Source organism: Kineosporia rhizophila, from assembly GCF_021277265.1.
Lineage (GTDB): Bacteria > Actinomycetota > Actinomycetes > Actinomycetales > Kineosporiaceae > Kineosporia > Kineosporia rhizophila.
The window spans coordinates 115,746-140,965 of the sequence record NZ_JAJSOH010000015.1 but is presented as its reverse complement, the minus strand read 5'-3'; the positions used below and the strand labels follow the sequence as shown (position 1 = coordinate 140,965).

Annotated in this window: 15 protein-coding genes; 9 read left to right on the top strand and 6 right to left on the bottom strand. The window is 70.5% G+C overall.

Translation table 11 applies throughout. The features are described 5' to 3' along the window. Positions 1–7 precede the first annotated feature (7 nt). The 3 genes from LWF15_RS37720 to LWF15_RS21175 are packed head-to-tail and all read right to left on the bottom strand — an operon-like array spanning position 8 to position 8,471. Positions 8–1,837, bottom strand: coding sequence for a Gfo/Idh/MocA family oxidoreductase (locus LWF15_RS37720; protein ID WP_232812614.1), 1,830 nt, complete (start codon positions 1,835–1,837; stop codon positions 8–10). After that, the gene (locus LWF15_RS21180; protein ID WP_232812613.1) at positions 1,834–2,997 is read right to left on the bottom strand and encodes an SDR family oxidoreductase; all 1,164 of its coding nucleotides are present in this window, start codon (positions 2,995–2,997) and stop codon (positions 1,834–1,836) included. The genes LWF15_RS37720 and LWF15_RS21180 overlap by 4 nt, the downstream gene beginning before the upstream one ends. Beyond that, positions 2,994–8,471, bottom strand: a complete 5,478-nt coding sequence (locus tag LWF15_RS21175; RefSeq protein WP_232812612.1) for a non-ribosomal peptide synthetase — start codon at positions 8,469–8,471, stop codon at positions 2,994–2,996. The genes LWF15_RS21180 and LWF15_RS21175 overlap by 4 nt, the downstream gene beginning before the upstream one ends. A 180-nt stretch (positions 8,472–8,651) precedes the next feature. Here LWF15_RS21175 and LWF15_RS21170 point away from each other — a divergent pair, with 180 nt between their 5' ends. Continuing rightward, positions 8,652–10,331 (top strand): (2,3-dihydroxybenzoyl)adenylate synthase, encoded by a 1,680-nt coding sequence (locus LWF15_RS21170; protein WP_269810564.1) that lies wholly within the window; start codon positions 8,652–8,654, stop codon positions 10,329–10,331. A gap of 17 nt (positions 10,332–10,348) precedes the next feature. Continuing rightward, entirely contained in the window at positions 10,349–16,861 is a 6,513-nt protein-coding gene (locus tag LWF15_RS21165; protein WP_232812610.1) for a non-ribosomal peptide synthetase, read from the top strand. A 55-nt stretch (positions 16,862–16,916) separates the two neighbouring features. Here LWF15_RS21165 and LWF15_RS21160 read toward each other — a convergent pair whose 3' ends face one another. Both LWF15_RS21160 and LWF15_RS21155 read right to left on the bottom strand, forming a co-directional pair. Next, on the bottom strand, positions 16,917–17,108 hold the full coding sequence (locus LWF15_RS21160; protein ID WP_232812609.1) for a ferredoxin: 192 nt from the start codon (positions 17,106–17,108) through the stop codon (positions 16,917–16,919). Then, the gene (locus LWF15_RS21155) at positions 17,105–17,833 is read right to left on the bottom strand and encodes a class I SAM-dependent methyltransferase (protein ID WP_232812608.1); all 729 of its coding nucleotides are present in this window, start codon (positions 17,831–17,833) and stop codon (positions 17,105–17,107) included. The genes LWF15_RS21160 and LWF15_RS21155 overlap by 4 nt, the downstream gene beginning before the upstream one ends. A 151-nt stretch (positions 17,834–17,984) precedes the next feature. On the opposite strand from LWF15_RS21155, the gene LWF15_RS21150 reads away from it, so the two are divergent. Continuing rightward, a complete protein-coding gene (locus LWF15_RS21150; RefSeq protein ID WP_232812607.1) occupies positions 17,985–18,293 on the top strand; it encodes an ArsR/SmtB family transcription factor in 309 nt (102 codons plus the stop codon). Between the two features lie 53 nt (positions 18,294–18,346). Here LWF15_RS21150 and LWF15_RS21145 read toward each other — a convergent pair whose 3' ends face one another. Further along, on the bottom strand, positions 18,347–18,643 hold the full coding sequence (locus LWF15_RS21145; protein WP_232812606.1) for a hypothetical protein: 297 nt from the start codon (positions 18,641–18,643) through the stop codon (positions 18,347–18,349). 214 nt (positions 18,644–18,857) lie between these two features. On the opposite strand from LWF15_RS21145, the gene LWF15_RS21140 reads away from it, so the two are divergent. The 6 genes from LWF15_RS21140 (at position 18,858) to LWF15_RS21115 (ending at position 25,214) form a co-directional block, all read left to right on the top strand. Then, the gene (locus LWF15_RS21140; RefSeq protein ID WP_352396598.1) at positions 18,858–19,376 is read left to right on the top strand and encodes a PadR family transcriptional regulator; all 519 of its coding nucleotides are present in this window, start codon (positions 18,858–18,860) and stop codon (positions 19,374–19,376) included. Continuing rightward, a complete protein-coding gene (locus LWF15_RS21135; RefSeq protein WP_232812604.1) occupies positions 19,373–20,095 on the top strand; it encodes an ABC transporter ATP-binding protein in 723 nt (240 codons plus the stop codon). Before LWF15_RS21140 ends, LWF15_RS21135 begins: the two co-directional genes overlap by 4 nt. Then, positions 20,092–21,564 (top strand): FtsX-like permease family protein, encoded by a 1,473-nt coding sequence (locus tag LWF15_RS21130; protein WP_232812603.1) that lies wholly within the window; start codon positions 20,092–20,094, stop codon positions 21,562–21,564. Before LWF15_RS21135 ends, LWF15_RS21130 begins: the two co-directional genes overlap by 4 nt. A gap of 85 nt (positions 21,565–21,649) precedes the next feature. Next, on the top strand, positions 21,650–23,128 hold the full coding sequence (locus LWF15_RS21125; RefSeq protein ID WP_232812602.1) for an AAA family ATPase: 1,479 nt from the start codon (positions 21,650–21,652) through the stop codon (positions 23,126–23,128). Between the two features lie 83 nt (positions 23,129–23,211). After that, on the top strand, positions 23,212–24,294 hold the full coding sequence (locus LWF15_RS21120) for a Gfo/Idh/MocA family protein (RefSeq protein WP_232812601.1): 1,083 nt from the start codon (positions 23,212–23,214) through the stop codon (positions 24,292–24,294). A 170-nt stretch (positions 24,295–24,464) separates the two neighbouring features. Further along, the gene (locus LWF15_RS21115; protein ID WP_232812600.1) at positions 24,465–25,214 is read left to right on the top strand and encodes a hypothetical protein; all 750 of its coding nucleotides are present in this window, start codon (positions 24,465–24,467) and stop codon (positions 25,212–25,214) included. The last annotated feature ends 6 nt before the right edge of the window (positions 25,215–25,220 follow it).

Sequence of the window (25,220 nt, the reverse complement as noted above, 5' to 3'; positions counted from 1 at the left end):
GGCTCCTCTAGTGCTGGTGAAGGGATGCGGGGCGCAGGACGCCGAGCGGGACGGCGCCGTCGGCGTTGAGAACCTGCAGCTCCAGGCCGGACTCGGCCGCGACGTCGGCCAGGGTGACCGGCCGCCAGATGTGCTGGGCGACGGCGGAACGATGTACGGCCCCGGACCGCGAGACTTCCCAGGCGCTGGTCATTTCGGTGCCGTCGGGGTGCGGGGCGACCGAGAGCGACCAATGGACGTCGTCGCTGCCGATGCGCGTCTCGCCCAGTCGCAGAGGCCCGAAGTTTGCGTCAGGGCCGAGGGCCAGCAGTTCGACCACCAGTGGGGCATTCGGGGCGAGTCTTTCCGACAGCCGCTTCCACAGGATCCGCCGCGCGTCGGCGCTCAGGTGCCCGGCCACCCCGCAGACCACGGCGGCGCCGATCCGCTCCGGCAGTTCCAGGTCGGGGGCTGCGCCGTCGGTGACGGTGACCCGGTCGCGCAGGTGCGGATCGCGGACCACCTTGGAGGTCAGCACCGCCCGCATGATCGGGTCGGGCTCGGCCGCAATGACTTTGGCCCTGGGGAAGGCCTTCGCCACGGCGACGGTGAGCAGTCCGGTGCCGGCGCCGATCTCGACGATCGGCCCGTCCTGATCGGTGAGGCCCGCCAGCGCCCCGACCACGTTGCTGACCGCGTCGGTGCGCTGCCCGGCCACCAGGTCGTAGAACTCAGCCTCCAGCGAGTACCCCTCCGGCACCGTCGCTCCGGCCGGTTCGTGCCCGGTTGTGAGGTCGCGGACCGGGATGATCACCGGAGCAGAAGCGGTGATCCGTTCCGACGGGCCGAGCACCGACGTGAGGTTGTTCCAGATCCGGGCGGTGGAGAGGTCGAGCTGCGCCTGCTTCAGCGGGTCGGCCTGAGCGGCGGCCGCCTCGACCAGACCGTCCAGGGCCCGGGCCACGGCTTCGGGCCACCATTGCCCCATCGCCTCGGCCATGGTCGTGGCCTCGCTGCCGGGAAGGACCGTCGTGCTGGCCTGGTCCAGCCGTCCGTCTCCCCGCAGCACCAGCCGGTGCTGCTCATCGCGGTCGGCGTGCCAGCGCGGGCTCCACAGCACCGGGCCGTGGGTGTCGGCCAGCGTGAGCACCCCGGCCGAGGTCCCCAGGGCGATGCGGTGCCACAGCAGCGCGTGGTTGTCCCGGTCGAGCGGGTCGAGCTGGTTCTGTACCCGCAAGGTGATCGGCACCCCAGCCAGCGTTCCCGTGATCGACCGGAGCACCCCGTCCCCAGTTGGTTCGTTCCAGCTCCACGGCCGTACCCCGCCCAGCGCTGCGGCCAGAACATCGATCAAGGGGTGCAGGACGTGCACAGGCGCGGCCGCGTCCACGAAAAGCGGCTCGCTGCAAGCGATCAACCGTTGAGCGGCCTCGATGAAGACCCGTACCGGCCGCACCTGGCGGTAGTGCAGGTTCACCCGGTGCTGCACGCCGTGCCGGCGGGCGGTGCGGGCGCAGGCCAAGATCTCGTCGGGGTGCAGCGGGTGCTCCTGCAGCACGTGCAGGCCGCGGCCCAGAAGCTGTTGCGCCAGATCCGTTCCCGGGCCGCCGGAGATGGCCGATCCGACCGCCACGCAGGCGATGTCGGCCACGAGCGGCAGGTCGTCCAGGTTTCGAGAGAGATCGAAGTACGGCACGCCGCGGGCCTCGGCCAGTTCGCGGGACGCAGCGCCGCCCTTTCCGGCCACGCCGGCCAGTTCGTAGGAGCCCCGGCGCCCGGCCACGGCTTCGGCGTAGATCCGCCCGAAGCCACCACCTACCACGACCACTCTCGGCACGTCGGCGAGTTCGCCGGTCACAGCGCTCCTTCCTCGTCCTCGGCGCCACCCTGCACCAGGTCGATCCGGGTGTCCGGATCGGCGGTGGCCAGGTCTTTCACCAGCTTCTGGGGATCCAGGACCCGGTCGGCGAAGTGCACGCCGGGCGGCACCTGCCCCTCCAGGACCTGCTGCACCGTGCAGGCTCCTACCGCTCCGGTCAGCCGGTAGCTGTCCGGACTGGTGACCAGGGCCGACCTCTCGGCGCCGGCAGCCTCGGTGAGCGTGAGGACCATGCGGTAGTAGGGGGCCCGGCCGGTCAGGTCGATCTCGGCCGCCCGCAGGATGCGCTCGGTCAGTTCGGCCATCGGGGTGTTCGCCTGCTGGGCGGCCGGCAGGGTGGCCAGAACCGAGCGGACGGCCGGGCCGGGATGGACGTGCCAGGCATCCAGACTGCGCAGCCCGAGGTCAGCGGCCACGCGTTCGGACTCGAGACTGAGGAAGGGCTGGACCGCGACCCGGCCCGGGAAGCCGGGTTCTTCCACATCGTCGTCCGGCACGAGAACCCGGGAACGCCGGGCCCCCTCGCGCCAGGCCGCCCCGGCCTCGCCGAACAGGTTGGCATCGGCCACCGTGCCGAGAGAGAGCACCAGATCGGCGGCCACGGTGGTGGTGGCCCGTTCCCGGCCGCCTGTGTGCACGACCAGACTCGCGCCCGTTCTCGCCGGGGACGTTCCAGAGGTGACCGATCCCGACGAAGGCGCGCTGACTCGTCCATAGTTCTGCCCCAAAAGCCGCGGCAGCAGACCAGACAGGCCGGGCAGAGTGCCCGCGGACAGTACGACCGGCGTCTCGCCCGAAACACCGCCGGCGCCGGTCAGCGCGTCAAAGACCGGTTGCTCCCCCGTCACCACCACGCACGGCACGCCCTCGCTCAGCGCTGCGGACGGTACCGCCTCACCCAACTCGTAACTGGGACCCGTGCAGTCGAGCACCGCAGCACAACCCCGTACGAAGGCGCGCAGTGCCGCCGCGTCGGTCACATCCACGGCAACCACGTCATTCTCACCGGGGAAGGCGGCCTGCAGACGGGCACGGTTGCGTGCTCCGAGCCGCACTGGGCCGAGCCCGAGCCGCCGCAACGCTTCGACGGCGGCTGATCCGACCTCACCCGAGGCACCGAGCACCGCGATCGGCCTCATCGCAGCACCGCCCCGTCGGTGATCCGCACCAGGGTGTCCAGCAGACCGGCCGCATGGTCCACGTCGATGCAGGTGAAGTGGTCTCCGGGCACGTCCACGATGTCCAGGTCGCCCAGGCACAGCTCGGACCAGTGCTGGGTGACCGCATCGCGACTGCCCGGGAAGGGGTAGGCGCCACTGTGGCGCAGGAAGGTGATGTCTCCCGCGTAGGGCTCGGGCTGGTAGCGGGTGATGGCGAAGACGCTTTGGCGGAACGTCTCCCGCAACCGGTCCATGTGCTCGGGCTCGTACATCCCGGCCGTGGCGGGCACCAGCTCGCACAGCCGCTCCACCCGCTGCGCCTTGGGCAGCGCCGACAGCGCGGTGAACCGCTCACGCACATCGGTGAAGTCGTCTCCCAACCGGGTGAACGCGCCGCTCTCGATCACGCCGTTGCCCGCAGCCAGAGCGGCATCGGCAGCGGCTGCCACCCGCAGTTCGTCGGCCGGGAACCCGAGGGCCTGTGGATCGATGCCCATCATGACCGCGAACGAGTACTCGCTGAGCAGCTCGTCGTCCAGGCGGAAACGGGGACTGTGACTGCTGATCGCGGTGAAGGTGGCCACGTCGGCGCCGGCCTCGGCCAGCCCGCGGGCGATCTCGGTGGCGATCAGACCGCCCAGGCAGTAACCGATCACGTGCACCGGCCCGCGAGCCAGGGGCAGGAGCTCCTTCACGTAGCGGGCCGAGACCTCCTCGATCAGGCCCTCCGGTTCGGCCTGGAGGAAGTCCGGCAGGTGCGGCACCTCCACGCCGACCACGTGCCCGGTTCCGGCCGAGCGGCGCCGGATCTCGGTGATCAGGGCCCGGTAGGGCATGACGGTGCCGGTGCCGGCGTGCACCAGCACGGTCAGCGGGCCGTTGCCGTGCGGGTCTCCGTGCAACGGGATCACCGCATTGGTGCGCTTGGGCGCTGTGGCCTGGCCCTCGTTGTCAGTTCTGGTTCCCGAAAGACCGCGCAGGTAACCGGCCAGCGCGGCAATGGTGGGACGGCGCAACATCTCGCGCAGCACCACCTCCCACTCCGCGGTGACGACCCCCGGCACCCGCTCGCGCAGAAGTGCGACCAGGCGGGCCACGAGCAGGGAGTCTCCGCCGAGCGCGAAGAAGTCGTCGTCGCGGCCGACCTGTTCCACGCCCAGCAGTTCGGCCCACAGCTCGGACAGCTGACGTTCCAGTGCGCCCTGAGGGGTGCCTCCGGCGCCGCCTGAACCGGCGGTGGCCGCAGTGGTGGCAACGACTGCGGCCAGGGCGGTGCGGTCGACCTTGCCGTTGCTGGACAACGGCATCCGGTCGAGGACCACCCAGCGGCTGGGCACCATGTAGCCGGGCAGCAGTTCGGAGGCCCGGCGGGTGAGCTCCTGCGGTTCCACCACCGCCCGGGTGGTCTTGGCCTGGGCCAGGATCAGGCGCTGGCCGGTGGCGGCCAGTGGCTCGTCCGGACCCGGAAGTTCGCCTCGGACAATGAATCCGGCCGCGTGAAGGGCCTGCTGCCACTGCGTGTCGCTGAGGAACGCCCGCCCGTCGACGGCCCGGGCATCGTGCACCGGGCCGGCGGCGGCCTCGAGGAACTCGGTGGAGACCAGGAGGGCCGGATCGTCGTCGTGGGTCTGCTCGATCACGGCGATCCAGCCACCGGGTCCGAGGACGCTGTGCACGTGGCGCAGGGCCGCATCGATGTCGGGCAGAGCGTGCAGGTGGTTACCGGCCACCACCACGTCCACGCTGTTCGCTCCCAGCCCCTGGGGCGCCGGGTCCTCGCGCAGGTCGAGACGGGCGGTGCGGACCCAGGGCTGTTCGGGGAAGCGGTCGCTGGTCTCGGCGACGAAGAAGGCCGCCGGGTCGGTGAAGAGGTAGTCGGGCCGATGGCCGGCCAGGGCAGGTACCAGCTTGGAGGTGGTTCCGGCGATGCCCCCGCCCACCTCCAGCACGCGCAGCGGCTGCGGGCGGCGCTCGGCCACCTCGCCCAGGGCGGCCCCGAGGGCTTCGTGCAGGTGGGCGACGGCCAGGTTGTCGCGGTAGGCGCCGAGCATCAGTTCCGGCCGGGCGCCGGGGAAGAACAGTTCACGGACGTCGGTGGTCCCGTCGACGAGGCCACCGAGGTTCTCGATGCCGATGGTCACGATGCGGGCCAGATCGGCGCCGTGCTCCACGGCTGCTGCGACGTGCTTGAGGCTCTCAAGGGCGTCTTCCGGGGCGGTGTCCGTGAACCGCCACCGACCGTTTTCGGCCGCCTCCAGTACTCCGGCCTCTTGCAGGGCCGGCAGCCATCGCCGGACCACCGGTGCAGTCAGAGCGGTGGCCCCCAGCGCCGCACAGATCTCGTCCGGCGTAGCCCCCTTCGCGGGCACCGCACCGCGCTCGCGCAGCAACCTGGTCATCGCCACGACCGATGCCTGTCCCAGCGCCTCTCGAAAGGCCGCGAACGCGCTCAGATCCATTGCCTGCTGGACCCGGGCGGACGCCGATCTGGCCTTGCCCACAATGTCTTCCCACTCAGCGCGCCAAGGGTCGACCGTGCCCGGCTCGAGGACCGCTGGCTCGATCACGCCGACGAGGGTCCGTGCCCCCGAAGGTTCGGTGTCGACCACTGCGGCCGCTGCCCCCACCGCCGGATCGGCCAGGATCGCCGCCTCGACCTCGGCCAGTTCGATGCGGTAGCCGCGGATCTTGACCTGGGTGTCCTCGCGGCCCAGGAATTCGATCTCGCCGTCGGGCCGGTAGCGCCCCAGGTCGCCGGTGCGGTAGAGCCGCTCGCCACTGACCGGGTGAACGATGAACCGTTCGGCCGTCTTCTCGGCATCGCCCAGGTAGCCCATGGCCACCCCCAGGCCGCCGATGAACAGCTCGCCCGGACACCAGTCGGGCACCGGTTCCAGATCTGCGTCGAGCACCTGGAAGCTCTGGTTGGCCAGCGGCTTTCCGTACGGGATGCTCGGCCGGTCCGGATCCACCCCGTCGATGGTGTGCCAGATCGACCAGACCGCGGCCTCGGTGGCGCCCCCCATGCTGATCACCTGAAGTTCGGGCATCAGGGCGCGGGCGGCGTCGGGCAGGGTGACCGGGATCCAGTCTCCGCTCAGCAGCGCCACCCGCAACGAGGCCGGAACCGCACCCGGGTCGGTGCGCAGGTAGTCGATCAGCATCTGCAGCTGGCCGGGCACCGAGTTCCAGACCGAGACTCGATGACTGACCGCCAGTTCGGCCCAGTGCGACGGGTCTCCGCGACGCTGCGGATCGGGCAGGACCAGGGTGCCGCCCCTTCCCAGGGTGGCGAAGACGTCGAACACGGACAGGTCGAAACCCAGCCCGGCCAGGCCGAGTACCACGTCGTCCGGCCCCAGGCCGATCCGGTCGGCCACGTCCTGCAGGGTGTTCAGGGCGGCCCGGTGGCTGATCATCACGCCCTTGGGCACTCCGGTCGACCCCGAGGTGTAGATGACGTAGGCCAGATCTTCCGGCTGGGCCGGGCGTCCCGGCCGGGAGGCGACCAGGTCGAGTTCGTCGACGACCACGAGGCGCCGCGAACCGCTGGGATCGGCATGCACGGCCAGAGCGGAAGACGTGACCACGGTGGCGACCTGAGCACTGTCCAGCACGACCGTGCGCCGGGCGGCGGGCTGGCTGGTCTCCACCGGAAGATAGGCCGCACCCGCCAGCAGAACCCCTAGTACGCCGACGATCTGGTCGGCGCCCTTGTCCAGGTACACCGCGACGGGCTCGCCGGCAGCCACTCCGGTCAGGGCCGCTGCCACGGCACCGGCGCGCTCGTTCAGTTGCGCATAAGTGAGGACGCCGGTGGGCCCGTCGATCGCGATCGCATCGGGAGTGCGGCGGGCCTGGGCGAGAAAACCCTCGTGCAGGAGCCCTTCGGGCACGGGCGCCTGCGTGGCGTTGACCTCGGCCCGGCGAGCCGTCTGCGCCGCGGGCAGACCCGGGCCGTGCGCCTCCCAGGCTGCGTCGTCCTCGGCCAGTTCCATCACCAGGTCGGCGAACGCCTCGAACGCCTCCGGCGCAACCCCTTCGGCCAGCACACCGTCGCGCACATCCCAGGACAGGACCAGGGCATCGTCACGCCGTACGGTCTGGCAGTCGATCCAGACCTGCGGTGTGCGGGTCGAGACGTAGGCCACCTTGCCGGTGCTGGGTGCGACCGGCCCCGCCGGCAGGTCGAGGGTGCTGGTGAACACGACCGGTAGCAGCGGCCGCCGGCCGGTGCGACGGGCGACCTCGGCCGCCACCTCGGTTCCGGGGAACAGGGCATGGTCCAGGTCTTCGAGCAGCCGACCGGCAACGGCCCGGGCGTGCTCGGTGATGCTCCGGCGCGCGGTGAGGTCGACCTCGAGCAGCTCGATCGTGGTGAAGTCGCCGACCAGCCGCGTCACATCGGGATGCAGCGGCAGCCGGCCGAAGGTGGGCACGGTGAGCGTGAACGCACGATTGCGGCTCCAGCGGGCGATGGTCAGCGCGTAGGCCGTCATCAGGACCGACGAGAGGCTGAGGTCGCGCTCTCGGGCCCGGCGCTCCAGGGCCTCCAGGTGGGCGGCCTCGACCGGGCGTTCGTAGCGGCTGAAGGTGGTCACGGACTGGGAGGCCCGTGCGTTTGCGGCGGCCAGGGGAAGCTCCGGCGCACCCGGCAGGGTTTCGGCGCGCTTGCGCCAGTAGGCGCGGTCGCGCTGGAAGTGGGCGGTTTCCGAGATCGCCCGGCGGGCAGTGACGTAGTCGCGGAAAGTGAGCTCCGGAACCGGCACCTCCTGCTGCCGCCCGGAGAGGAGCTGGTCGGACTCGGCAAGCAACTGCTGCACGCCGGCGTAGTCGGCCGCCAGCAGCTCGATGCCCAGATGCAGCACCGTCTGACCGTCACCCCGGGTGAGGTGCAGGTCGATCAGGGGCCAGCGGTCCGGTGGGACGTCTCGGGCCTGAAGGCGCGCACGGGTGCGCACCACCGCCTGCTCGACGACCTCGGAGGCCTGGCCGCGCAGGTCGTCCTCCCCGACCGGGAGTTCCGGCACCTGCTCCAGGACATGCTGAGTTCCGTCTGGGTGCACCACAGTTCGCAACGCCCCGTGACGACGAACCAGCTCCGTCCAGGCCCTCCGGACCGCCTCCGGCTCCAGGTCCGCATACCTGACCTCGACATATGCATGGCAGGCGACCCCTCCGTACTCGTAGGCGGCGCTACGGCCGGTGAGATACGCAGCCTGCACCTCCGTCAGGGGGAAGGGCCGGTGCGCTCCCTGCGGGTCGGGCACGGCCCGGGGCAGCCCGGGCGCGCCATCGAGACGCTGGACCAGGGCCTGCCGGTGAAGCCGCACCTGATCCTTCAGATCCTGACCGAAAACCCCTCGCGGGGCCCGGAACCGCAGCTCGCCACCGTCCACCCAGAGGCGGACGCCGGCGCTCTCGAGACTCTGCACAAGGTCGTCAAGCTCCACGGAGATGGTTGTCCTTTCACGTCGCGGACCACGCCGCGAGACGTCTCCCCCGCTGCTTCGAGCACCCGGCCGGGGGTTGCGCCGGGCGCCTCGGACTGACTACTAATTGAGAATGATTTTCACCTTCAGGTGGCCTCATGCAAGCACAACCGAGCACGATCGCGCCAGAGGGGAACGGGGATGAACCGGACGGGGACCGATTTCTTGACAATCCCGCAGCACTATGTAAAACATTGGCGAACCGTTACTTTCAGCGGATCACTGCGACGCTGGGCCCGGCTCTGGCCAGATACCGTCGCCGTGGTCGATCCACGGCAACGGCTCACCTACCAGGAGCTGGACAAGAGCGCCGACCGCGTCGCCGCCGGGTTCGCGCGGCTCGGGGTCGGGCGCGGCGACCGGGTGGTGGTCCAGCTGCCCAACCAGGTGGAGTTCCTGCAGGTGTGGTTCGGCCTGCAACGCCTGGGCGCCGTGCCGGTGCATGCCATGCCGGCCCACCGTCGTGACGAGATCGTCCACCTGGCCGCTGCTTCCGGGGCAGCTGCACTGGTGGTGGGCGAGCGCCAGGGCCGGTTCGACTTCCGGACCATGGCCGTCGAGGTCGGGGCCGAACTGGGCAGGAGAGGGATGGCGGTTCCCGAGGTGGTGGTCGTCGGCGAGCCGGGTGAGTCCGGGGGCACTGCATTTTCCGAGCTCTGCCGGCTCGCTCCGGCGCTGTCCGCCACCCCTGCGTTTGCCGGCCTCAGCCATCCCACGGGCGCACGCCTGGTCCCGGTGGACGAGCCCGACCCGGACGACCCGCACGGCCCGGCCGCCGGTGACCTCGCGCTGCTGCTGATCTCCGGCGGCACCACCGGCCGGCCCAAGCTGATTCCCCGCAGCCACACCGACTACGACCTCAACGCCCGGCTCGGCGTGCGCGCAGCCGCAATGAACTCCGGCACGGTCTATCTCGCAGTGCTCCCGGCCGGCTTCAACTTCACCCTGGCCTGCCCCGGCATCCTGGGTGCCCTCTCCGTCGGCGGCACCGTCGTGCTGGCGCCCGATCCCGGCCCAGCCACGGCTTTCCACCTGATCGCCACCGAGAAGGTGACCCACACCGCCCTGACGCCGGCCCTCGTCCCCCATTGGCTCACCGAGGCCGAGACCCGCCGTGAGGCACTGGCCACCCTGCAGGTGGTCCAGGTCGGCGGGGCCCGGCTGCCCGACGAGCTGGCCCGCCGGGCCGGACCGGCCCTGGGGGTCACGATCCAGCAGGTCTACGGCATGGCCGAGGGGCTGATCTGCTACACCGCGCTCGACGACGACCCCGAGATCGTCGCCACCACGCAGGGCCGGCCCGGTTGCGAGGACGACGAACTGCTCATCGTCCGGCCCGGCACCACCGAACCGGCCGAGACCGGTGAGCTTCTCGTGCGCGGGCCCTACACCCTGCGCAGCTACTACAACGCCCCGGCCGCCGACCCGGCCTTCACTTCCGAGGGCTTCTACCGCACCGGCGACGAGGTCCGCCGACTGCCCTCCGGGCCCGTGGTCGTCGTCGGCCGGGTGAAGGACCAGATCAACCGCGCAGGTGAGAAGTACGCGGCCGTCGAGGTGGAGGAGCACCTGCTCGACCTCGACGGGGTGAAGGCGGCCGCGATCGTCGGACTACCGGACCCGGACTGGGGCGAGGCCGCCGTGGCCGTACTCGTCCACGACGGCCCCGCCCCCACGGTCCGCGCCCTGGCCACCCATCTGCGCGAGCGCGGACTGGCCGCCTACAAGGCACCGCAGCGAGTCCACAGCATCGATGCCATGCCCCTGACGCCCGTCGGCAAGGTCGACAAACAGGCGCTCCGGGCCCGGCTGGCCCGATGACCACCGAAGGGAAACCCGTGACCGTCCAGCCCGACCCGATCGCCGACCTGGCTGCCGCGCTGCAGCTCGACCCGTCCGAGTTCGACGAGCAGAGCGACCTCTTCGAGCTCGGCCTCGACTCTCTGACCGTGATCCGGCTCACCGGCCGCTGGCGCCGGGCGGGGTTCGAGGTGGGCTTCGCCGACCTGGTCGAGAACCCCACCCCGGCCGGCTGGCGCCAGGCCCTGTCCCGCTCGGCCGCTGCCGCGCCCCGACCGGTTCCGCCCAAGCCCGCCGAGCCGACCGACGGGGAACCTTTCGAGCTGGCCACTTTGCAGCACGCCTACTGGGTGGGCCGGCAGGACGGGCAGCCCTTCGGCGGGGTGGCCGCGCACTTCTACGTGGAACTGGACGGGCACGGCGTCGATCCGGGCCGGTTGCGCGGTGCCCTTCGCCGGATCGTGGCCCGACACGACATGTTGCGGATGCGGATCACTCCGGAAGGCCGGCAGTGGACGGCACCCGCGTCCACCGCCGAGCAGGCCGACGTCACCGTGCACGACCTGCGCGCCCTGGGCCTGGACGAACTGCAGCGAACCCTGGAGCAGACCCGCGAGCGCCTGACCCACCGGCGGATGGCCGTGGACGAGGGTCAGGTTCTCGATCTCCAGTTGAGCCTGCTGCCGCACGGCGCCACCCGGCTGCACGTGGATCTGGAGATGATTGCCGCCGATGCGCTCAGCCTGCGCGTGCTGGTGGCCGATCTGGCCCGGGCCTACGCCGATCCGGAGTGGGCTGCCCCGGCTCCCGGATCCACCTATCGGCAGTATCTTTCGGCCGCACCGGACGAGCGCCGGGCCGAAGACCGAGCCTGGTGGGCCGAGCGCGCCCCCGACCTGCCCGGCGCCCCGATGCTCCCGCTTCTGCCCGAGGCCGGTGCCCCCGGCACTGCGGCGCGCAGTGTGCGGCTGCACCACTGGGCCAGTCCGACGACCGCCGCGGCACTGAACCGGGCAGCGGCAGCCCACGGCGTCACCTTGGCCGCGGCCTTGGCAACGGCCTTCGCCGAAAGCATCGGCATCTGGTGCGAGCAGCCCGAGTTCCTGCTGAACCTGCCCCTGTTCAACCGGCGCCCGATCGTGGCCGACGTGGACAGTCTGCTCGGTGACTTCTCCTCGTCCGTCCTGCTGGCGGTGGATGTCTCAGGCCGCCTGAGCTTCGCCGACCGGGCCCGCCAGGTGCGCACCGACCTGCACGCGGCGGTCGCGCACGGCAGCTACGGTGGCGTGGAGGTGTTGCGCGACCTGGCCCGGTTGCGCGGAGGCACGGTGCTGGCGCCGGTCGTGTACACCAGCGCCGTGGGCCTGGGTGAGATCTACGGCCCGCAGGTGCGCTCATGTTTCGGCTCGCCGGTGTGGACGGTCTCGCAGGGCCCGCAGGTGTGGCTGGACGCCCAGGTCACCGAGCACGACGGCGGGCTCCTGCTGAACTGGGACGTGCGGCTGGACGCGCTGCGCGAAGAGCCGGCCCGGGCCGCCTTCGACGCCTACCAGCGGCTGGTCACCGCGCTGGCCGTGGACCCGGCGGCCTGGGAGCGCCCGGGCGCTGCGCACCTTCCCCAGCAACAGGTGCAGGCCCGGCAAGCGCTGGACGCGACCGCCCGCGCTCATCGTCCGCGTCTGCTGCAGGCCGGCTTCCTGGAACAGGTACGCCGTGATCCGCACTGGCCCGCTCTGCTCTTCGGCAACGAGGTGCTCAGCTACGCCGAGCTGCACGACCTGGCCGCCCTGACCGCGCGCGAACTGGCCGAGGCCGGGGTGGGGCCGGGCGACAGCGTCGTCATCACCCTGCCCAAGGGACCGCAGCAGGTTGTGGCTGCTCTGGGGGTGCTGCTGGCCGGCTGTACCTACGTGCCGGTCGGCATCGACCAGCCGGCCACCCGCCGGGCCCGCATCCATCGGGCCTCGGGGGCCGTTGTGGCGCTGACCGACCCGGCCCACGCCGGGCTCGTCCAGCCGGCCGGGGCCCGGCCTCTGTTCGTGCCCACCAAGGCCGCCCCCAGCCCGATCGGTGCCGACCTGGCCTCGGCCGACGACATCGCCTACGTCCTGTTCACCTCGGGCTCCACCGGCGAGCCCAAGGGGGTGGAGATCTCGCACGCGGCGGCCGCCAACACCATCGACGCGATCAACGAACGCTTCGGCATCGGCCCGGACGACCGTGTCCTGACACTGTCGGCGCTGGAGTTCGACCTTTCCGTCTACGACGTGTTCGGCCTGCTCTCGGCCGGAGGCACGCTGGTGGTGCTGCCCCAGGAGCACCGGGCCGACCCGGTGGCCTGGTACGCGGCCGTGACCCGGCACCGGGTCACCGTCTGGAACACCGTGCCGCCGATCTTCGACCTGCTGCTGCGTACCGCCGAAAACGCCGGCCCCACGGGATTCCCGCTGCGCACCGTCCTGCTGGGCGGCGACCGGGTGACCGGTGACCTGCCGGGCCGCCTGCACACACTGGCCCCGGCCGCCCGGTTCGCCGCACTGGGTGGCATGACCGAGGCCGCCATCCACTCGACGGTGTTCGAGGTGCGGCCCGGTGACGAGATCGATCCGGCCAGTCCGAGCCTGCCCTGGGGGTTGCCGCTCGACGGCGTGGCCTGCCGCGTGGTCGACGCCGACGGGCGGGACCGGCCGCAGGACGTGGTGGGTGAGCTCTGGATGGGCGGTGCCGGCCTGGCCCGTGGCTACCGCAGCGATCCGGAGCGCACGGCCGAACGATTTGTCGAGGCCGAAGGGCGCCGGTGGTATCGCACGGGCGACCTGGCGGTGGTCCGGGCCGACGGAGCGCTGGAGTTCGCCGGTCGCGCCGATCACCAGGTCAAGGTCAGTGGGCACCGGATCGAGCTGGGTGAGATCGAGGTCGTGCTCACCGCCCATCCCGATGTGGAGGCCGCCTCGGTGCAGGCGATCGGCACCGGTCCGGGCGTGCAACTGGCGGCGCTGGTGGTCGCGGACCGGCCGGGTTTCGGCGAACTGAGCAACTGGCTGCGCGAACACCTGCCCCCGCACATGTGGTGCGCCTGGTTCGTCACCGCCGAGGCGCTGCCACTGACCCGCAACGGCAAGATCGACCGGGCCGCAGTACGTTCCCTGCTGCTGGCCGCCCACGAGACCCCGACCTCCGCGGCAGGAGAGCCGCCCCGCACCGACGTGGAGCGGGTCGTGGCCCAGGCCTGGCGCACTCTCCTCGGCGCGGACCAGATCAGCCGCGAGGACGACTTCTTCGCCCTGGGCGGCGACTCCCTCCTGGCCACCCGCCTGCTCGTGGCCCTGAACCAGGCGGGCGTGCGCGGCACCGGTCTGGGCGCCGTCTTCAGCCACCCGAAACTGGCCGACCTGTGCGCGCAACTGTCCCTGGGCACCCCGGCCGCACCCGCGTCCACCACCCTGACCAGCGACCCCACTGGCCGCTTCGCGCCTTTCCCGCTCACCGACGTCCAAAAGGCCTATCTGATCGGACGCAGTCCGGAACTCCCTCTGGGCGGCGTGGGCACCTGGCAGTACAACGAGTTCGACGGCCCTGAAGTGGATCTCGGCCGGATGCAGAGGGCCTGGGACATCGTCCAGGCCCGTCACGACATGCTCCGCGCGGTCCTCGTCGACGGCCGGCAGCGGGTGAACGAAAACCCCGCGCCGACCCGGATCGCGGTGCACGACATGCCCCCGGGCACCGACGCGACGCCGGTTCTGGCCGCACTGCGATCGCGGATGTCGCACCGTGTGGTCGATCTGGCCCGTGGGCCGCTGGTGGAGATCGAGGCGGTGCGCTACCACCAGGACGGGCAGGTCCGCACCCGGCTGGGCCTGGGCTACGACTACATCGTGCTGGACGCCTTGTCGATCATGCGGGTGCTGACCGAACTGGACCGTCTCTACCAGGATCCGGAGGCGGACCTCGGGCCGGTCGGGCCCTCGTTCCGCGACTACGTGCTGGCGCACACCGACCGCGAACCGCACCCGGAACACCTGCGGCACTGGGAGAACCGCCTGGCCGAGCTGCCACCGGCCCCTGCCTTGCCCCGGGCGCCGCACCCCATCGACGTCCCGGTCTTCGAACGCCGCCAGCACCTCCTTGCGCCGAACGTCTGGGCAGCGCTGCAGAACCGGGCCCGCGCTCTGAAGGTCACTGCACCATCGGTCCTGTTCGCGGCCTATGGAGAGGTCCTGGCCCACTGGAGCGGCAGTACCGGCGTCACAGTCACCCTCACCCGCTTCGAGCGCCGCCCGGTCCATCCGCAGATCGACCTGGCGGTGGGCGACTTCACCTCCCTGGCCCCAGCCGGCTACGAAAGGGAGGCAGGCACGAGCTTCGCCGAGGCCGTGCGGGCGGTTCACCTTCGCACCGGTGAGGACCTGGATCACAGTGAAGTCCCGGCCTCGTGGCTGCTGCGCCGTCTGGCCTCCACCAGCGGTGACGGCCAGCCCGTGCCGGTGGTCTTCACCAGTGCGGTCGGGGTTGGCGAACAGGTCAGCATGGACCGCTCGGAGGGCTTTCCGCAGCCGGTCTGGGGCCTGTCCCAGTCGCCGCAGGTCTGCCTGGACAACCAGGTTCTGCCCTCGCGAGGCGGGCTGCAGATCACCTGGGACTCGGCGCAGGGGGTGCTGGCCGATGGTGTGGTCGAGGAGATGTTCCAGGCGTACCTGCGGCTGCTCACCTGGCTGGCCGACCACGACTGGGACGATGAGCCCGATCTTCTTCCACCGGCGCAACGTCAAGTGCGCGAGCTTGTTTCGGCCACCGGTGACGGCGGCCCGCCAGCCACCCTGCTCACCCAGATCCTGGAGCAGGCTGCCCGTCATCCCGATCGTTGCGCACTGGTGGCCGCCGACGAACCAGGCGCGCCTACCACGTCCTTCGGTGAACTACGGGCCGACATCGAACGCTGGGCCGGCCTGCTCGCCCAGAACGGTGTCCGGCGGGGCGATCTGGTGGCCGTGAGCCTGCCCAAGGGCCCGGGCCAGGTGACCGCCGCCCTGGGAGTACTGGCCGCAGGGGCGGCCTATGTACCGGTCAGCCGCACCGCACCAGCCGTGCGACGTGAGATGCTCTTCGCCAGAACCGACTACGTGGTCACAGACGAGGCCGCGCCGACCGCCCCACCCCGCATCGACCCGGCCGATCTGGCCGGTGCCTCGCGCCGGGCTCCGGTGCAGGCGGCTCCGGGCGACCTGGCCTACGTCATCTTCACCTCGGGCTCCACCGGCGAACCCAAGGGTGTGGAGATCACGCACGACGCAGCCGCGAACACCTGCCGGGACATCGTCTCCCGCTATCAGATCGGCCAGAACGACCGCGTGCTCGGTCTTTCCGCCCTCGAGTTCGATCTGTCGGTGTTCGACATCTTCGGCGTGCTGGGCACCGGCGGCACACTGGTGCTGCCCAGCGAGGAGGAACGCCGCGATCCGGCCCGCTGGCTGAATCACGTGCACCAGCACGGCGTGACGTTGTGGAACACCGTTCCTGCACTGCTGGACCTGCTTCTGGCCGAGGGTGACCTGCCCGACACCTTCCGCCTGGCCCTGGTCTCGGGCGACTGGGTCGGCCTGGACCTGGCCGGGAAACTGCTCACGGCAAGCCGCGGTACGGCTCACCTGGTCGCTCTGGGTGGGGCCACCGAAGCGGCGATCTGGTCCAACGCCTACGACGTGGCCGAGATCCCGTCGCACTGGACGTCCGTTCCCTACGGATCTGCCCTGTCTGGGCAGCGTTACCGAGTGGTCGACCCGGCCGGGCGGGATGCCCCCGACAGCGTTGCCGGTGAGTTGTGGATCGGGGGACGCGGGGTGGCCCGCGGGTATCTCGGCGATCCGGTGCGTACAGCAGAGCGATTTGTAGACGTAGCGGGCGAGCGTTGGTATCGCACCGGCGACTTGGGTCGGTTCTGGGCCGATGGGACGTTGGAGTTCCTGGGGCGCGCCGATCATCAGGTCAAGGTCAACGGGCACCGTCTCGAGCTCGGCGAGGTGGAGGCCGCACTGGAAAGCCTGGCCGGGGTCGAGCGAGCGGTGGTAGTTGCCCCCGGGCCGCGTAACCGGCGCACCTTGCATGCTGTGCTGGAATGCCCGTCCGGAGACAGCCAGTCCATCCGCCAGGCGTTGCAGGCAGTGCTGCCGGCGCACGCTGTTCCGTCTCGCATCAGCTTCGTCGAGCGGGTGCCACTCACTCCCAACGGCAAGGTCGACCGGGCCGCTCTCCTGACCCTCGCGGAAGCCACCGACGCCTCCGAAGGCGCTCACGGGCGTCCATTGTCGGAGATCGAAAAGGCCCTGAGCTCGCTGTGGATCGAAGCCACCGGTAACCGTGAGGTCGACCCGGAACAGGGCTTCTTCGCTGCCGGGGGCGACAGCCTGGCCGCACTGAGACTCGTGGCCGCGGTGCGTGAGCGGTTCGCCGTCCCGATCTCGGCCCGGGACCTGTTCGCCACCCCGACCCTGGCCGCGCTGGCCCGGCTCGTCGAGGCCGCGGGGATCGAGGTGGATGAAGGAACGCTGTGAGCGAAGTGAGAAGGGGCCGGTGATCGCCCACCGGCCCCTTCTCATTCTGCCCGGCTCAGTCCTGGAAGCGGATGGCCCCTGAGGGACAGGCCTTCACCGCCCCGCCGACCCCCTTCAGATCGCCGTCGATCAGGTCGGCGACCGGCCGGACCAGCCCGGTCTCCTCGTCCTGATCGAACTGCTCCGGCGCCCACCGCACGCACTGCCCGGCGCCGACGCACCGGTCCTCGTCCACCAGAACCTTCACGCCTGCACCTTTCTCAGCATCCAGAAGGTGCTCTGCCCAAGCCGCTCCAGCGCCAGCCCCACCGACGTGGCCTCCTGAACGACGTCATTAACGGCCGGATGCCGGTACCGGTGCTCGGTGGTCTCCTCGACCAGCACCCGCTCACCCTCGAGCGTGAGATAGCTCATGCGCCAGCGCATCACCTCACCCTCGTGCGGCCAGGCCTCGCCGATGACCTTGTAGGTCAGCTGCCCCACGGACGCGGCCGTGAACTCGAACGGCTCGATGCGCCGCGGGCTTTCCGGAGCCTGGAGATCGATCAGCGCGGCCCCGCCCACCGGCAGCCGGTCAGCCAGTTCGGCCAGCAGGGCCAGCCGCTCCCCCGGGTCGAAATGCCCCAGCACGCCGAGCAACACCGCGCCACCGATCTGCTGCGGCAAGGGCGCCGAGAAGAAGTCCTCCGGCCGCACCGTGACCCGGGAATACCAGTCCGGCCGGGCCGCGATTCGGGTCAGGAGCAGGGAGCGCATGGCCGCGCTGGGCTCCAGAGCCAGCACCTCGACCCCGGGAACCCGCTCCAGAACCTCGGCCACGTTCAGGCCGGAACCGGCTCCCACATCCAGCACCGGCCCCGTTCGTGGTCCGACCAGGGGCAGCCACGCCCGCAAGGCATCCATCTGCCCGGCCCGGGCGGCCGCATTGAAAAGGTCGTAGGCGCCGGCGGTGGCCGCGTACGGGTCGCTCACCGGGCCATGGTCACTGCTCATCGCGGGCCTTCCGGGCGGTCGGATCGATCATTGACGCCACAGTAGCTTACTGGGAATCATTCTCAATGCGATCGACCGAGGTCCGCACCGGCGCCACCGGGTACAGTTCAACGTATTGCAAACTGTTTATGTGGACGCTGGAGTGACTGTGGTGCAGGCGGAACCAGGGCTGGCCGAGGCCGCCCAGTTGTTCAAGATCCTCGGGCACGAGTCGAGACTGAGGCTGCTGCGCCTGATCGGCGACCGGCCCCGCACCGTGGGCGAACTGGCCGACCTGACCGACATGTCCCAGCCCCTGGTCTCCCAGCACCTGCGCTCCCTGCGGCAGGGCGGCCTGGTCACCGCCGAACGCAGCGGCAAGGAAGTCACCTACGAGATCGCCGACACCCACGTCACGCACGTGATCGCCGACGCCGTCGCCCACGTCCTGGAGGAGTGAGCGGCCCGGTGAACGAGGCAGCCGTCGGGCCGTCTCGTTCACCGGACGCGGCCTCAGTGTTCGTCGTAGTGATCCCCGTGAACGGCGTGACGGTGGCCGTCGTGCACGTAGTCGACGTGGTCGCCGTGCTCGACCGACGCGTGACCGCAGTCGCCGCCATGGGTATGGTCGTCAGTGCTGTGCTCGGCCGGCGACTCGTGCTCGTCATAGTGGCCGTCGTGCTCGGCGTGACGGTGCGTGCCGTGTAGGTAGTCCACGTGGTCGCCGTGCTGGACGGCCTCGTGCCCGCAGTCGGCACCGTGACGGTGCTCGGTGACCGAGTGCTCGGCATGCGTGTCGATGACGCTCATCAGGCCCGTTCCTCTCGTTCGGCGACCCTTCGGCCGCTGCGGCCCGGGAGTGGGCCCAAGAGAAGTGGACCAGATACATGCAAACATTGCAATATGACTATGCAACTGAGAGTCACTCTCAGGTGCAGCACGAAACCGCTCCGGCCCCGCCGGGGGTAGCCATCCGACTAGCAACTCGGTTTATAGTTCCTCTGTGTCCTCGCTGAAATACGTCATGCTCGGCCTGCTGACGGCCGGGGAACAGCACGGCTACGAGCTCAAACGCTCGTACGACGTGCGATTTCCGGCGGCCCGGCCGCTGGCCAGCGCCCAGGTCTACGCCACGCTGGCCCGCCTGGCCCGCGACGGGCTGGTCGTGGCGGGCGAGCCCGAGCGGGTCGCCGGGCCCGACCGCACCACGTACACGCTCACCGAGTCCGGGCAGGACGAACTGGCCGCCTGGCTGCAGGAAGTGGAACCGCCCAGCCCGTTCGTCTCCAACCCCCTGGCCATCAAGGTGACGCTCTTCCTGCTCACCGCCGGCCAGGACGGCGCGCGCGGCTACCTGCGCCGGCAGCGGGCCGCGCACCTGCAGCGCATGCGCGAGTACACGCAGGTCAAGACCAACCCGGCCAGCAGCCTGGTGATGGTGCTGGAGGCCGACTACGCCATCGAGCACCTGAACGCCGACCTGCGGTGGATGGACAACGCCCTGACCCGGGTCTCACTTCTGGACAAGGAGATCAACTCATGAACCCACTGCTGAGCTGCCGGGCGGTGGTCAAGTCGTACGGGGCTTCCCCGGCCCTGCGGGGAATTTCGTTCGCCGCCGACCGGGGTGAGGTCATCGCCGTCACCGGGGCCTCCGGCTCCGGCAAGTCCACTCTGCTGCTGTGCCTTTCGGGCATCCTGCGACCGGACTCCGGTGAGGTCCACTTCGCCGGGAAACGGCTGGACACCGCCTCGGACTCCGAGCGTTCCCGGTTGCGCCGCACCGATTTCGGCGTGCTCTTCCAGTTCGGCCAGCTGGTGCCCGAGCTCACCGCCGTCGAGAACGTCGCCCTTCCTCTGCTGCTGGCCGGAGCCCGCCGCCGCGAGGCGATGCGAACCGCCTCGTCCTGGCTGGAGCGGCTGGGGGTGCAGGAGCTGGCAGGCAAGCGGCCCGGGCAGATGTCGGGAGGTCAGGCCCAGCGGGTGGCCACTGCGCGCTCGCTGGTCACCGGGCCGAGGGTGCTGTTCGCCGACGAGCCCACCGGCGCCCTGGACAGTGTGAACGGGGAGGCCGTGATGGCGCAGATGGTGCACGTGGCCAAGTCGGTCGGAACCACCGTGCTGATCGTGACCCACGATGCCAAGGTGGCCGCCTACGCCGACCGCGAGGTGGTGGTGCGGGACGGACTCGTCGAGGGCCCGGACGGCCGGCTCGAGGGCGACCCGTACACGCCGGGAACTGCTGCGGGTGGTCTTCGATGAGCACCTCGCCCCGTCGCGACGGCAGGATGTCCTGGCGGACGGTGCTGTGGCTGGCCGGCAAGGGCGGCCGCGACGACGGCACCCGGATCGTCCTGACCGCGGTGGGTGCGGCCCTGGGCACCATGTCCCTGCTGGCCGCGGCCACGGTGGCGGCCGCCGGTCACGGCGACGGGCCCTACACCAGCGACCTGCTCAACCAGCCCGGCCTGCACCCGGGCATCGTGATCGCCTTCCTGCTGCTGTGCGTGCCGATTCTGGGCTTCGTCGGCCAGTGTTCGCGGATCGGGGCCCCGGCCCGCGACCGCCGGCTTGCGGCCGTTCGGATGCAGGGCGGCACGCCGTTCGACGTGGTGCGCATCGCTGCCGCCGAGACCGGGCTGGCCGCCGTTCTGGGGGCGGCCCTGGGAACCGGCGCGTTCTTCGTCCTGCGGGTGCTCCTGGGCAATCCGGTCACCGCCACCTACCGGCTGCGGGAGCAGGACGGCTACACCGAACGCGAGTACACCGGCCCGGCGCTGCGCTTCCCCACCGATGTCCTGCCCCCCACCCCCGTGCTCGTCCTGGTCGTGGTGGTCATTCCGCTCCTGGCAACGTTTTTCGCGGTCTACGCGCTGCGCGGGGTCACGTTCTCACCGTTCGGGGTGGTCCACCGCGAGCAGCACCGCCCCAGCCGCTTCATGGCATTGCTGCTGTTCGCCGGGGGAACGCTGGCGCTGGCCAGCTTCTCCACCGTTGTCGACGCCCTGGGCCTGGATGACGGTGCCGCGGCCGGGATCGGTCTGCTCTTCCTGGTCCTGTTCCTGGTCACCGGCATCGGCCTGCTGATGAGCACCACTGCTCTGGCCGCAGCCATCGGCCGGCTGCTGGTGCGCTTCGGCGAGCGGCCCAGCCTGCTGATCGCCGGGCGCCGGCTGCTGGCCTCCCCCAGCCAGAGTGCGCGCACCAACGCCGCCCTGCTGCTGGTGGTGCTGCTGTGGGCCTTCACCCAGGGCTTCGGGGCCAACCTCCTGGCCGGCGTCGAGCGGGACGAGGCACTGTTCCGGACCAACGGCTCGTTCTACCGCGGCGCTCTGGCTCTGGTCGACCTGGGCTTCGCGGTGGGTGCGCTGATCACTGCGGCCGGTCTGCTGGTCGGCTGCGTGGAGAGCGTGCTGACCCGCCGGCGCATGCTGGCCAGCCTCGCCGCCGTGGGCGTCCCACGCTCGGTGCTGGCCCGGGCCACCGTGATCGAGTCGATGGCTCCCCTGGTGCCCGCGGTGCTGGCGGCCACGGCAGCAGGCATCTTCGCGGCTCGAGGCGCGCTGGGCACCACCGTCGGCAACAACGGCGCCGAGTTCGAGGTGGGCGTGCCCTGGGGCGGCCTGGCGGCGGCCAGCTTCGGCACCCTGCTGGTCGTTCTGCTGCTGATCCTGCTCACCCTGCCGCTGCTGCGGCGCAGCACCGATCCGGCCGAGCTGCGGGCTGAGTGATGCTCGGTACGGACTGAGGGCCGGTCGATCCCCTCACAGAGGTATACTTCTGGGAACTATACTTCTGTAACTTGAAGAGGTTGTCGTGAACAAGCCGCCCCAGATCTTCGGCCGGGCCCGTGAGTGGCAGGGCCTGGTCTCCTTCGCCGACAGTCCCCTGGCCGTGACCCAGAACGCTGCATCCTTGGGCGTGGTGAGCGGTCGGCGCCGGCAAGGTAAGAGCTTCCTGCTGCAAGCCGTCGTCGAACAGTCCGACGGGTTGTACTTCGCGGCCACCGAGGCCACCGAGGCCGAGTCCCTCCGCCTGTTCTCCGAAGCCCTGGCCAGACACACCCAGCAATTCATCGCCGAGCCCTTCCGGGACTGGAATGACGCCATAGCGCACATGTTCCGGAGCCTGAAGGGGCGGCCGACGGTGGTCGTCATCGACGAATTCCCCTTCTTGACCAAGGCCTCCCCGGCACTCCCGTCGATCATTCAGCGTGAACTGGGCCCGGGCGGCAGCGGCCGCTCGAGTTCGGTGCGCCTGGTGCTGTGCGGCTCGGCGATGTCAGTCATGGGCGGCCTCCTGTCAGGCCAGGCTCCACTGCGCGGGCGGTCCAGCCTCGAACTCGTCGTGCAACCGTTCCGCTACCGCGAGGCCGCGCAGTTCTGGGGGATCACCGATCCCCGGCTGGCCGTTCTGGTCCATGCCGTCACCGGAGGCACGCCCGCCTACCGCTACGAGTTCACCCGAGGGGACGTCCCTGCGTCGACCGAGGATTTTGATGCCTGGGTGATCCGAACCGTCCTGAACCCTCAGACGCCTTTGTTCCGGGAGGCGCGCTACCTGCTGGCCGAAGAGGCTGCCATCCGCGATCCCGCTCTCTACCACTCGGTGCTCGCCGCAATCGCTTCGGGAAACAACACCAACGGCGGGATCGCCGGCTTCATCGGCCGCAAGTCGGACCAGATCACGCATCCGCTGAACGTGCTGGAGGACTGCGCGCTGATCGCCCGCGAACCGGACCTGTTCCGTCCCGGCCGGTCCCGCTACCGCATCGTCGAGCCGCTCATCACCTTCTACGAAGCGATCATGCGTAAGCGCTGGGCAGAACTGGAGATCCACCGGGCCGAGCGGGTCTGGGCCAGCACCCGGCAGACCTTCCTCACCCAGGTGGTCGGCCCACACTTCGAGTCCCTCAGCCGGGCCTTCACCCTTGAGTCGGGAGACGACCTGTTCACCGAGCAGCCCTCCGAGGTCGGATCCGCGACGGTCAACGACCCCGCCAACCGCTCCCAGATCGAGATCGACGTGGTCGCACTGGCGGCGCCGGAGGGCAATCGAGCGCGCCGCGTCCTGTCGTTGGGTGAGACCAAATGGGGGGAGGTCATCGGGCGTCATCACGTTGCCCGTCTCGCCACTGCTCGTGACCTACTGCAGGCCAGAGGTTTCGACACCAGCGAAACGGTACTGACGGTCTACGGTGGGGCCGGCTTCACCGACGAGTTGAAGGCCGCAGCCGCGAACGACAACAGCATCCTGCTGGTTGATGTCGAACGCCTGTATTCCGCGGCAACGTAGTGCCGGCGCGAGGCCTGCGCCCAGGCCGATGCAGCGGCATGCCACCCTCACTACGGTCGGGCCCTCTCTCGAAGGAGCTAACTGTGAGCCAGAGCCCAGAGTCACCCGTCCGCTTCGGCGTGGTCGGCACCGGATGGCGGGCGGCGTTCTTCGTTCGCCTGGCCCGGCTCCGGCCCGACGCCCTGCAACTGGCCGGGGTGGTCTCGCGCAGCCCCGACAAGGCCCGCCGGCTGGGCTGGGAAGTACCCGTCTTCGGCGCCGTGGACGAGATGATCGCCCAGACGGATCCGGCTTTCGTGATCAGCTCGGTCACCTGGGACGCCAACCCCGAGGTGCTGGAAAAGGTGGTCGCAGCCGGCGTCGCCGTGCTCAGTGAGACCCCGCCGGCCCCCGACCTTCCCGCGCTGAAGGAACTGTGGAACCGGGTCGGGGACAGCGGACTGGTGCAGGTCGCCGAGCAGTACCCGCTGATGCCGATGCATGCCGCCCGCTTGGAGGCCACACGGCGGGGGCTGATCGGGACACCGACGTCCGTCCACGTCTCCTCCACCCACCAGTACCACGCGATCGCCCTGATCCGGGCCTTCCTGGGGGCCGGACTCGGCGACGTGCAGGTGCGGGCCTCCACCTCCAGCGCACCGTTGCTCGACCCGATGACCCGCGCGGGGCTGCGCAAAGACCCGGGCCCGCACCCGGCCACCACCACGATCGCCACCCTGGACTTCGGGCCGGGGCGCTCGGGGCTGTACGACTTCACCGACAACCAGTGGCACAACCGGCTGCGCTCGCGCCGGCTGCTCGTCCGCGGCACGCACGGCGAGATCAACGACGAGAGCGTGATCCGCTGGGACGGGCGCGTTCTCACCTCACCGCTGCTGCGCCGGCAGAGCGGGTACGACCTGGACCTGGAGGGTTACGACAGCGAGTGGATCGCCCTGGACGGGCAGCTCCTGTGGGAGAACCCGTTCGTCGGGCTGCGCCTGCCGGACGAGGAGATCGCCATCCTGACGCAGATGCTGGCCATGGCCGCCTGGCGGCGCGGCGAGGGCCCGGCGCCCTACCCCCTGGCCGAGGCCTGCCACGACCACGCCGTGAGCCTGGCCGTGGAGCAGGCGGCAGTCACCGGCGAGACGGTTGAGGTCTCGGGAGTGCCTTGGACGAGCTGAGGTAGAGCTAGCTGTACCGCGGCGGTGGCCCAGCCTCACCCGGACCGGCTATCCCGGAGGCCATCGCCCGCCCAGCGCCCCTTGCCTACCTTCGTGTCATGCGATTTCGACCGATCACAGCAGGTTCCGGACGTGAAACTGTACGGCTGCATCCGAGGTTCAGGATCGGGGTGCTGCTGGCCGCCGTCGTGGTCTTGGTGGCGGCGTTCATGCTCGCCCCCGCCGCCCTCCTGAGGCCTGACTTCGGGGCGTACGACAGTGAGACCTACCTTCAGGACGACCTCGGGCACGCCTTCGTCGAGTTCTGGCGAAGCGGAACCCCGGCTCTGAACGGCCACTTCACAACGCTCGTCGACTACTGGTTCCAATGGCATGCGATCAAGGTGGCGATCAGCGCGGCGCTCGTCGTAGTCCTCGCCCTGCTCAGCACCGCGCTGTGGCGCACCTACCTGTACGCCCGGACCTGGTACGCAGCAGCTGCCACGGCCACGACGGTACTGACCGTGCTCGCCGTGGGTGTGCTGATCGTGAACGTCCAGGCCACGGCCGTGCCTCTGGTCGCGTTGCTGCCGCTGCTGCCCGAGGGCACCGGCGACGGCGAACTCGCACGGGTTCTGGGTGAGGTGCGCGAAGGGCTGCCCGCCGGTCCCAGCCCACTGACGGTCCTGCTCGGTGAGGTCGCGCGATACAACTGGATCATGGCAGCGATCTGCGCCCCGCTGATGATGGCCACCGGTCTGGCGAGCGCCCGGTTCTGGAGACGGCGCATCACCGGCGACCCGAGCGCCAGATTCATGCACAGCACCCTGGGTGTCATCTCGGCCCTGACCGCGGGTCTGCTGCTGCTCATGACGGTGGCCAGTACATTCTCGGCGCTGCAGCCCGACACCGCACTGCTCGGCGTCATCGGGGCAGGCTGACGGTGG